Origin of the sequence: Kitasatospora sp. NPDC059803, from assembly GCF_042732255.1 — a bacterium.
In the GTDB taxonomy this organism is placed as follows: domain Bacteria; phylum Actinomycetota; class Actinomycetes; order Streptomycetales; family Streptomycetaceae; genus Kitasatospora.
In genome coordinates this window covers 1-9,906 of sequence record NZ_JBHWIJ010000220.1, presented here as the reverse complement: position 1 = coordinate 9,906, position 9,906 = coordinate 1, and the positions used below count along the sequence as shown (strand labels likewise).

The 9,906-nt window shown below is 75.8% G+C and carries 11 protein-coding genes; 7 read left to right on the top strand and 4 right to left on the bottom strand.

Annotated features, from left to right (window positions below):
* Positions 1–138: 138 nt before the first annotated feature.
* The 4 genes from ACFV6I_RS28455 to ACFV6I_RS28440 all read left to right on the top strand — a co-directional run bounded on the left by ACFV6I_RS28455 (position 139) and on the right by ACFV6I_RS28440 (position 3,894).
* A complete protein-coding gene (locus ACFV6I_RS28455; protein ID WP_380428365.1) occupies positions 139–387 on the top strand; it encodes a hypothetical protein in 249 nt (82 codons plus the stop codon).
* A complete protein-coding gene (locus ACFV6I_RS28450) occupies positions 384–1,826 on the top strand; it encodes a dihydrolipoyl dehydrogenase family protein (RefSeq protein ID WP_380428364.1) in 1,443 nt (480 codons plus the stop codon). Before ACFV6I_RS28455 ends, ACFV6I_RS28450 begins: the two co-directional genes overlap by 4 nt.
* A gap of 138 nt (positions 1,827–1,964) precedes the next feature.
* Positions 1,965–3,059 carry a WD40/YVTN/BNR-like repeat-containing protein gene (locus tag ACFV6I_RS28445; RefSeq protein WP_380428362.1) on the top strand — a complete coding sequence of 365 codons (1,095 nt, stop codon included), beginning with the start codon at positions 1,965–1,967 and terminating at the stop codon, positions 3,057–3,059.
* 73 nt (positions 3,060–3,132) lie between these two features.
* Entirely contained in the window at positions 3,133–3,894 is a 762-nt protein-coding gene (locus ACFV6I_RS28440; protein WP_244293317.1) for a GNAT family N-acetyltransferase, read from the top strand.
* A gap of 60 nt (positions 3,895–3,954) precedes the next feature.
* Here ACFV6I_RS28440 and ACFV6I_RS28435 read toward each other — a convergent pair whose 3' ends face one another.
* The gene (locus ACFV6I_RS28435) at positions 3,955–4,812 is read right to left on the bottom strand and encodes a DMT family transporter (RefSeq protein WP_063346978.1); all 858 of its coding nucleotides are present in this window, start codon (positions 4,810–4,812) and stop codon (positions 3,955–3,957) included.
* A gap of 74 nt (positions 4,813–4,886) precedes the next feature.
* On the opposite strand from ACFV6I_RS28435, the gene ACFV6I_RS28430 reads away from it, so the two are divergent.
* The gene (locus ACFV6I_RS28430) at positions 4,887–5,759 is read left to right on the top strand and encodes a MurR/RpiR family transcriptional regulator (RefSeq protein WP_380428360.1); all 873 of its coding nucleotides are present in this window, start codon (positions 4,887–4,889) and stop codon (positions 5,757–5,759) included.
* 66 nt (positions 5,760–5,825) lie between these two features.
* Positions 5,826–6,872 (top strand): LacI family DNA-binding transcriptional regulator, encoded by a 1,047-nt coding sequence (locus ACFV6I_RS28425; protein WP_063346980.1) that lies wholly within the window; start codon positions 5,826–5,828, stop codon positions 6,870–6,872.
* A 70-nt stretch (positions 6,873–6,942) separates the two neighbouring features.
* Here the strand turns inward: ACFV6I_RS28425 and ACFV6I_RS28420 are convergent, their stop codons facing one another.
* From ACFV6I_RS28420 to ACFV6I_RS28410, 3 genes are all read right to left on the bottom strand, one after another.
* Positions 6,943–7,455 carry a GNAT family N-acetyltransferase gene (locus ACFV6I_RS28420; RefSeq protein WP_079135490.1) on the bottom strand — a complete coding sequence of 171 codons (513 nt, stop codon included), beginning with the start codon at positions 7,453–7,455 and terminating at the stop codon, positions 6,943–6,945.
* A gap of 122 nt (positions 7,456–7,577) precedes the next feature.
* Positions 7,578–7,943: a nuclear transport factor 2 family protein gene (locus tag ACFV6I_RS28415; protein ID WP_063346981.1), complete on the bottom strand. Its 366-nt coding sequence runs from the start codon at positions 7,941–7,943 to the stop codon at positions 7,578–7,580.
* A 117-nt stretch (positions 7,944–8,060) separates the two neighbouring features.
* Positions 8,061–8,513 (bottom strand): molybdopterin-dependent oxidoreductase, encoded by a 453-nt coding sequence (locus tag ACFV6I_RS28410; RefSeq protein WP_380428358.1) that lies wholly within the window; start codon positions 8,511–8,513, stop codon positions 8,061–8,063.
* Between the two features lie 421 nt (positions 8,514–8,934).
* On the opposite strand from ACFV6I_RS28410, the gene ACFV6I_RS28405 reads away from it, so the two are divergent.
* Positions 8,935–9,906 (top strand): PucR family transcriptional regulator ligand-binding domain-containing protein (locus ACFV6I_RS28405; RefSeq protein ID WP_380428356.1); only part of this gene is annotated, 972 nt, incomplete at its 3' end.

Sequence of the window (9,906 nt, the reverse complement as noted above, 5' to 3'; positions counted from 1 at the left end):
TGTGTGTGATAGATTTTTTCGCGTGGGGTCTCTGTCTCTCAGTTTCTCTTCCTTGCGCGCTCGCGCGGTCCCCCACACCCCCCCCCCGCCCCCCGTCCGGCCGGGGGCCGGATCCCATAGGAAAGCGAGCCCCTGCGGATGCACGCGGAGCGCGAGAAGTGGCCGCTGGAGGCCGTTCGGGTCAGGCTCGGGTACGAGACGAACGGCAGCCACGGGCCGACCTCCCGGAAGGCCGCCCTCACCGGCGCCCTCACCGACGCGCTGGACGACGCCCGGCGCGCCCGGCACGCCCGGCACGCCCGGCTGCTCGACGTCCGCGACCACACGCCCATCACCCTCGCCCTGCGGGCCGGGGTGGCCATCGACAGCACGGAGGACCGGGTATGACCAGCACCGCCGAGGAGTACGACGTCATCGTCCTGGGGGGCGGCCCGACCGGCGAGAACGTCGCCGACCGGACGGCCGCCGCCGGCCTGCGCACGGTGGTCGTGGAGGCCGAACTGGTCGGCGGCGAGTGCTCGTACTGGGCCTGCATGCCGAGCAAGGCGCTGCTGCGCCCGGTGGCCGCGCTGGCCGACGCCCGCGCGGTGGCCGGCTCCCGGGAGGCGGTCGGCGACCGGCGGCTGGACCCGGCCGCGGTGCTGGCCCGGCGGGACTCCTTCACCTCGCACTGGAACGACGACGGCCAGGTGCAGTGGCTGCGGAGCGCCGGCATCGAGCTGGTGCGCGGCCACGGCCGGCTGGCGGGCGTGCGGACCGTCACCGTGGAGGCCGAGGACGGCACCGAGCGGGTGCTCACCGCCCGGCACGCCGTCGCCGTGTGCACCGGCAGCCGCCCGGTGCTGCCCACGGGCGTGCCGGGGCTGGCGGAGGCCCACCCGTGGACCAACCGGGAGGCGACCGCCGCTCCGGCCGTGCCCGGGCGGCTGGCGGTGGTCGGCGGCGGCGTGGTCGGGGTGGAGCTCGCGACCGCCTGGCGGGCGCTCGGCTCCGAGGTGGTGCTGCTGGTGCGCGGCGACCACCTGCTGCCGCGGATGGAGCCGTTCGCAGGCGAGCTGGTCGCGGAGGGCCTGCGCGAGGCCGGGGTGGACCTCCGGTTCGGGACGGAGGCCACCGCGCTGGAGCGGGCGGACGGCGCCGGGCCGGTGGTCCTGACGCTCGGTGGCGGCGAGCGGCTGACCGTGGACGAGGTGCTGTACGCGACCGGACGGGCCCCGCGCACCGCCGACGTCGGGCTGGAGCAGGTCGGGCTGAAGCCGGGCGGCTGGCTGGAGGTGGACGACAGCTGCACCGTGCTCGGCGTCGACGGCGAGTGGCTGTACGCCGCCGGGGACGTCAACCACCGGGCGCTGCTCACCCACCAGGGCAAGTACCAGGCCCGGATCACGGGCTCGGCGATCGTGGCCCGCGCCCAGGGGCGCGCGCTGGACACCTCCCGCTGGGGCGCGCACGCCGCGTCGGCCGACAGCGCGGGCGCGCCGCAGGTCGTGTTCACCCATCCGGAGGTCGCCGCCGTCGGACTGACCCTGGCGGCGGCCGAAGGGGCCGGGCTGCGGGTCAAGGCCGTCGACCACGACTTCGGCGCCGTCGCCGGGGCCTCGCTGTACGGCGACCACTACCGCGGCCGGGCCAGGGTGGTCTTCGACCTGGACCGCGAGGTGCTGGTCGGCGCCTGCCTGGTCGGCCCCGGGGTCGCCGAACTGCTGCACTCGGCGACCGTCGCCGTGGTCGGCGAGGTGCCGATCGACCGGCTCTGGCACGCCGTGCCCTCCTACCCGACGATCAGCGAGGTGTGGCTGCGGCTGCTGGAGGGCTGCCGGGGGTGAGCCGGGCGGGTGAGCGTTCCTGACGAGAGAGCCTTCCGGGTGAGTGGGCGCGGCGAGATGTGGCCGCCGGTGGACAACGGGACACTGGGCGTCGGGGGCCGTCCCGGGGGGCCGTACTCGTCACCAGGTGGTGTGGGCATGACCGAAGTGCTGTTGGCCGTCGGAACCGAGAAGGGCCTCTTTCTCGGCCGCAGCCGCGACCGGCTGGACTGGGAGTTCAGCGGGCCGCACTTCCGGATGAACGCGGTCTACTCCGTCTCCATCGACCGCCGCGACGGCCGCACCCGGCTGCTGGTCGGCGCCGACAGCAGCCACTGGGGGCCGTCCGTCTGGCGCTCCGACGACCTCGGCGCCACCTGGTACGAGCCGCCGCAGCCGGCGATCCGCTTCCCCGAAGCCACCGGCGCCTCGCTCACCCGGGTCTGGCAGCTCCAGCCGGCCGGCCCGGAGGCCCCCGGCGTCGTCTACGCCGGCACCGAGCCCGCCGCGCTGTTCCGCTCCGAGGACGGCGGCGAGACCTTCCGCCTGGTCGAGTCGCTCTGGAACCACCCGCACCGGACCGACTGGGGCGCCGGCTACGGCGGCCAGGGCCTGCACACCGTCGTCACCGACCCGCGCGACCCGCAGCGGCTGCTGGTCGCCGTCTCCACCGGCGGCGTCTACCGCAGCAAGGACGGCGGCGACAGCTGGGAGCCCGCCAACACCGGTCTGCGCGCCGAGTTCCTCCCGGAGGAGGGCCAGTACCCCGAGTTCGGCCAGTGCGTGCACAAGATCGCCCCCGACCCCGTCGACCCCGACCGGCTGTACCTGCAGAACCACGGCGGCGTCTACCGCAGCGACGACTGGGGCGCGAGCTGGCGCTCCATCGCCGACGGGCTGCCCGCCGCGTTCGGCTTCGCCGTCGCCGCCCACCCGCGCCGGGGCGACACCGCCTACCTGTTCCCGCTCGGCGGCGGGGACGACCGCATCCCGCCCGGCCTCCGGTGCCGGGTCTTCCGCACCACCGACGGCGGCACCAGCTGGCAGCCGCTCGCCGACGGCCTGCCCGGCGAGGACCACTACGGCATCGTGCTGCGCGACGCGCTGCGCACCGACGACGCCGAACCGGCCGGGATCTACTTCGGCAACCGGACCGGCGACGTCTACGGCAGCCACGACGAGGGCGAGAGCTGGTCACCGCTGATCTCCCACCTGCCGGACGTGCTCTGCGTCCGCTCCGCGGTGGTGGCCTGACAATTCGGTTGCCCCCGAGCGCGCTCTCGTCGACCATGACGGCGGACGAACGACCGTACGAATGGGGCTGGGTGTGACCGAGACTGACTGGGTGATCGGGCGAAACGGCGAGGGCGTACCGGTGGTGCGCTACCTCCTCGGCGAGCGGGAGGGGCGGCCCTGGGCCGACCTGCTGGAGGTGGTGGACGGAAACGACGGCACCGACCCGGTGGAATTCGTCCGCACCGAGCTGGCCGGGTGGGTGGTCTCCGGGACCCCCGAGTTCGGCCTCGCCCTGCTGGAGCACGGCGCCACCGTGCTCCGGCACGCCCACGCCATGCGGCGCGACCTGGTCGCCGACCCGCCGCCCGCCGACTGGGCCGGGGCCCCGCTGCGCGGCGGCCTGCGGGCCGCGCCCTGCGACCGCGCGCCCGAGGACCTGTTCGAGGCCTGGCGGGCCGCGTTCGCCCCGGGGCACCCAGACCACTTCGCGGGCGACGACCGGCAGGCGCTGGCGCAGCGGATCGCCCCGCTGCTCGCCGGCGAGGTCATCGGGCCGGTGCTGCCGTCCAGCCTGCTCGCCGTGGACGCGCAGGACCGGGTGGTGGCCGGGCTCGTCCTCACCGACCGCGGCGGCCTGCCGTGGATCGCCGACGTCTTCCGGCACCCGGAGCTCGGCTACCGGGGCCTCGGCGCGGACCTGCTGCGCCGCGCCGTCGCCGACGCCGCCGAACGCGGGCTCGTCGAGGTGCAGTTGGCCGTCACCGACAGCAACCCGGCCCGTCGGCTCTACGAGTCCCTGGGCTTCGAGGTGCTGAGCACCTCGCTGACCGTGATCGTGCCGGAGAAGAGCTGACGGCCACCAGTCTCTGTCCGGCCGGTCTCGGTGGATCAGCCCGCGATCGGCCAGACAGCGCTACGGCCGGACCAGCTCCAGGACGGCTATCCCGGCCAGCACGATGAGGCTGGCGCTCAGCCGCAGCCGGCCGAGCCGCTCCCGGAACACCACGGTGGCGATCAGGGCGGCGATCACGATGCTCGTCTCGCGCAGCGCCGCGATCGTCGCCAAGTCCCCCCGGGACTGCGCCCACACCACCAGGCCGTAGGCCGTCAGCGAGAGCACGCCTCCCGCGATCCCCACCGGCACCACCTTGCCGACCCCGGTCAGCAGCGAACGGCCGCGCCGGGCCCAGACGATCAGCGCGAGCGTCGGCCCCTGCAACAGGAACAGCCAGGCCACGTAGCCGCCGACCGTCCCGGCGTGCCGGACGCCGCTGCCGTCCAGCACCGTGTAGACGGCGATCATCACGCCCGTCCCGGCGGCGGCCCCGAGCGCGGGCAGTTGCGCCCGCCCCGGGACGCCCTTGGCGAAGGCCAGCCCGATCAGGCCGCAGGAGATCACCACGACGCCCAACAGCTCGCCCGCGCCCGGGCGCTGGCCGAGCACGGTGGCCGACAGCAGGGCCACCAGCAGCGGCGCCGAGCCGCGCGCGATCGGGTACATCTGCCCGAAGTCGCCCAGCTGGTAGGCCCGTAGCAGCAGGACCGTCGACGTCGTCTGGACGGCGACCGAGGCCAGCAGGTACGGCCAGGCCGAGGCCGCCGGCAGCGGGTTGAGCAGCACCAGGACCAGCGCGCACGCGGTGTAGGTCAGGTTGATCAGCGCGAAGCCGACCAGCTTGTCCGCTATTCGGTGCGCCAGGCCGTTCCAGACGGCGTGCAGCACGGCCGCGGCGAGCACGGCCACCGGCACGGCCGGCACGATCTCGGGCATGGCGAAGCTCCCCTCCGACGGCCTTCCGGCGACCCGGCACGGCCTGGAACCGAATTCCACGCTACCCTAGCGCCATGGAAGGACATTCCGACATGACGCCCCTGGAGTCCCAGCTCGCTGCGCGGATCCGGGCCCGGCTCGGCGACCTGCGCGGCGCCGAGGCGCGGGTGGCCGAGGTGGTGCTCGACCGGGGTGCCGGCCTGGTGCACCTGAGCGTCAGCGACGTCGCCGCACTGGCCGGCACCGCCCCCTCCTCCGTGGTCCGGGCCTGCCAGCGGCTCGGCTTCCGCGGCTACCAGGAGCTGAAGATCGCCGCCGCCCGGCACTCCCCCGCCACGGCCCCGGCCCCCGCCGACGACGACGACGCACGCGACCCGGCCGCCCGGGCCCTCGCCGACACCCTGCGGGCCGCCCGCGCGGCCCTGGACGGGATCACCGCCACGCTCACCGCCGACGACCTGCGGGCGGCCGCCGACGTGCTGGCCGGCGCCGGCCAGGTGGTGCTGGTCGGCTCCGGGCTGTCCGGCGCGGTGGTGCTCGACCTCGCCTACCGGCTGCGCGCGCTCGGCCTGCGCGTCGACGCCCCCGCCGACCCGCTCACCGCCCAGCTGGCCGCCGCCCAGCTCCCGCCCGACGGCGTCTGCTTCGCGGTCAGCCACGGCGGCGCCACCCCGCTGGTGATCGACGCCGCGCGCCGGGCCCGGGCGGCCGGGGCGGCCGTGGTCGCGCTCACCAGCTACGCCCGCTCGCCGCTCACCGAGACGGCCACCCACACCCTGGTCGCGGGCGGGCAGGACCTGGTCTTCGGCCTGGAGACCACGGCCAGCCGGCTCGCCCACCTGGCCGCCGTCGACGCGCTCGCCCAGACCCTGCTGGCGCTGCGCGGGCGACCCGCCGAACAGGCCCTCGGCCTCTCGGCGGACATCACCGCGGACCACACGTACTGACCGCGGCGGGCGCCCGGCGGCGACGGCAGCCCGGAGCTGTCGGAGGCGCTGTGTAGGCTCGCGGGCATGGCGAGGGTGACACGGGACGATGTGGCGCGGGTGGCGGGGACGTCCACGGCGGTCGTGAGTTATGTGATCAACGACGGGCCGCGGCCGGTGGCGCCCGCGACCCGGGCGCGGGTGCTCGCGGCGGTCGAGGAGCTCGGCTACCGCCCCAACCGGGTCGCCCAGGCGATGGCACGGCGGCGGACCAACCTGCTCGGCATGGTCGTGCCGGACGCCCGCCAGCCGTTCTTCGCCGGGCTCGCGCACGCCGTCGAGCAGGCCGCCGCCGACCACGGCCGGCTCCTGCTGATCGGCAACTCCGACTACGTGGACGAGCGCGAGGCGCACTACATCCGCGCGTTCCTCGGCATGCAGGTCGACGGGCTGATCCTGGTCACCCAGGACCCGGCCACCCCCGGGCTCACCGGCTTCGACGTGGGCGACGGCACCTCGGTCGTGCTGCTGCACCACCGGGCGGAGACCGCCGACGGCGTCGCGGTGGTGGCGGACGACGAGGGCGGCGCCCGCGAGGTGGTCCGGCACCTGCTCGGGCACGGCCACGCCGAGGTGCACTGCTTCGGCGGCACCCTCGCGCTCAGCCCGCACGACCCGGTCACCGGGCGGACGGCCGGCTGGGCCGCCGCGCTGGCCGAGGCCGGGCTGGCGACCGAGGGGCGGCTGGTGCCCGCGCCGTTCGACCGTGTCCGGGCGCACGCCGAGGCGCTCGCCCTGCTGGCCCGGCCCGACCGGCCGTCCGCCGTGTTCTGCACGACCGACGACCAGGCGATCGGCCTGCTGCGGGCCGCCGACGACCTGGGCATCCGGGTGCCGGAGCAGCTCGCGGTGGCCGGTTTCGACGACATCGCCGAGGCGGTGATCGCCGGCCCGGCACTGACCACCGTCGCGACCGCGCAGGACGAGATGGCCCGCGCCGCGGTCGACCTGGTCCTCGGCGGGGCCGAGCGGCGCTCCACCGGCGCGCGGACCTTCCCGGCCCGGCTGGTGCTGCGGCGCACCTGCGGCTGCCCGGCGCCGGAGCGGGCGACCGCAGGCGCAGCCGCGATCTGACTCCGCGCCACGCGCGCTCCGGGCCGGTCGGGCCGCTGCCGGGCCGCCTACCGCCGCGCGGGCGCGCCGGTCAGCGGAGCTCGTCCGCGAGGAGGTCCATCAGCAGGTTGTCGTGCCAGGTGCCGTCCGGGCCGCGCTCGTACTGGCGCATGGTGCCGACGGAGCGGAAGCCGACCTTCGCGTAGCAGCGGATCGCGGCCGTGTTGTCGGCCGCCGGGTCGATGATCAGCCGGTGGTAGTGGTGGTGGTCGACGAGATGGCGGGCCAGCGTACGGACGGCGTCCGCGCCGAGGCCGACGCCGTGGACCTCCGGGTCGAGGTAGATGTCGATGCCGGCGTGCCGGTACTCGTCGTCGTTGTTGGCGTACCACTGGATGGCGCCGACGATCTTCCCGCCCACCTCGACGGCGAGGGTCTCGGTGTCGGGCTCCTCCAGGTCGCTGGCGACGGCGTCGGCGAGGTCGTCACCGCCCCGCCAGCGGGCGAACACCTCGGGCGTGCCGCGGATGGCCGCGAGCGCCGGGATGTCGTCGGTGCCGGCGGTACGGAGGGTCACCAGGGTGCCGTGCAGAATCGTCCCCATATGGGGCATGTTGGCACGGAAACAGGCATCCGGCGAGCTCTTTTCGGTCTCGGCTGCGATCGGGCCCACACCCCCTCCGAGCAGGGCCTACGGCCCCGGCGAGGATCCGACGGGGGCCCGCGTCAGGCCTCCGGCCCGTAGGCGCCGAGGCCCCGGCAGACCAGGCCGTCGCGGAAGGTCAGCACCTCGGCGACGGCTTGGCCCCGCTCGTTGCGGTAGTTGATGACGACGGTGTCCACGGAGGCGCGGACGTCCTCGACGGTGAAGTGCAGGTCGGGCAGGCGGTCGAGGCCCTGCGCCCAGTACGCGCGCAGGGCCTCCTTGCCGCGCACCTCGTCCAGCCGCTCACCGGTGAGCACCCGGATCCGGGGCGAGGCGAAGACCACATCCTCGGTGTAGTGGGCGAGGATGCGCTCCAGGTCGCGGGAGTTCCAGTCGGCGGCCCAGACCTCGGCGAAGCGCTCGGCGAAGGCGAGATCGATCGTCATGCGCCCATCCTTCCCACGCTCCCGTTGGCGGCACAAGACTCGGACCGGGGCCGCGGCTCGGCCGACCCGGCGGCACAAGGCCCAGCGACACAAGGCCCGGCTACGCGCGGCCGGGGCTCAGGCCGCCGGTTCACCCAGCGGGCCGAGCCACACGGCGGTGACCCCGCTGACGTAGCGGGCGCCGCAGTGGTCGTCGGGGACGACGAGCTGCGGGCCGGCGGCGTCCAGCGGGGCGCCGTCCATGCTGGTGGCCAGCAGGATCCGCTGGCCGCCGAAGTCGGGGTCGATCTCGGCCCAGGAGACGACGGCCCGGTGGCCGTCCGCGCCGCTGACCGACAGCAGGAAGCGCAGCCGCTGCTTGCGGCCGGAGAAGTCGATCCGGGGCCGGGCCGCGCACAGTACGTCCCAGAGCGCGGGCCCCTCGTAGTCGTGCCGCTGCTCGCCCTCGGCCAGGCAGTCGAAGCTGACCTCGACGCGGTGCACGGGGAGGGCGCGCAGCTGGTCGACCGACAGCTCGGCGGGCCGGTCGAAGTGGCCGTGCAGCCGGACGGTGGGGCTCGACGGGGTCATGGTGCTCCCTCCTCCCGGGCCGCGCCGCTGCGACCCGGGAGGGGGTTACCCGAGGGAGGGCCCTGGCATTCGCAGCTGCGGCGCCGAAAGGATGATTTCAGCGGCAGCTGCGATGGGATGGAGCGCTTTCGGCTGGCAACTGCGGGGACAGGGGCGGGCATGTCCGAGGAGGCGGCTCGGCGCGCCCCGCACCGGCGGAAGCCGGCGGAAGCCGGCGGAAGCCGATGGAAGCGGCACCGCAATCGGGCGGACGACTGGTTCCGCACACCCGCCGAGGGGGCCCGCACTGGATGATCCGACAAGAAGAATCACCGCCGCATGACTTGCATTTACGATGCCCATGCACATCTGAACCTTGCACTTGCGAGGAGCAGCCGTGCGCGGCGCACAAAGGCGAGAGCGAGAGCGAGATGAGCGAGAGATGATCGTCGGCGACCTGCTGCACCTCGACGACCTGGACATCCGCCTGGCCTGGGGCACCCCGGACCTGCTCGACCGCCCGGTCACCGGGCTCAGCTCCACCGACCTCCAGGACCCGGCCCGCTACCTCCAGCCCGGCGAACTCGTCCTCACCGGCCTGGTCTGGTGGCAGCCCGCCGACGCCTCCGGCGCGCTGCGCTTCGCCACCGCCCTGCGCAGCGCGGGCGTGGCGGCGCTGCTGGCCGGCGAGGGCACCCACGGCAGCGTCCCGGACAGCCTCGCCGACGCCTGCCGCACCCACGGCATCCCGCTGCTGGCGGTGCCAGCCGGAGTCAGCTTCCGTGCCGTCACCGACCGCGTCTACCTGCGACTCTGGGGGGACCTGCGGGCCGGCGCCCAGGACACCGCGGCGATCCCGGAGACCGTCCGGCACGAACTGCTCGACCTGCTGCACGCGGACGCCGGGGCCGGCGAGGTGCTGGCCCACGCGGTCGGCCGGCTCGGGGTGCCGGACTGCTCGATCACCACCGCCGGCGGCCGGGCCGTCGCCGCCACCGCCACCACTGCCGTCACCGCCGTACCTGCCACCGCCGCACCCGTCCCGCCCGCCGGGCGCGGCGACACCGGGCTGCCCGTCGGGCCCCAGGACGGCTCGCCGTTCGACGGCTGGCGGCTGCGCCCGCACCTGCGCTCGGCGGCGGCCGAACCGGCACTCCAGGCCCTGGCCGAACTGCTCGCCCCGCTCGCCGCCCGCGCCCACGCCGACGCGGGCGCGCGGCGCCGGGCCGCCGGGCGGCTACTGGACGCGCTCGCCGGGGAGGCCGGGCTCGCCGAGCCGCTCGCGGCCTGCGGGCTGGGCGGGGCCGAGTCGCGGGGGGGGGGGCCCGCCCCGCGCGAGCCCCGGCCGGCGGGGGCGGCGGGGGCGCCCGCGCGGGGGCGGGGGGGCGCCCCCCCGCGCCCGGGCGCGCGGGCG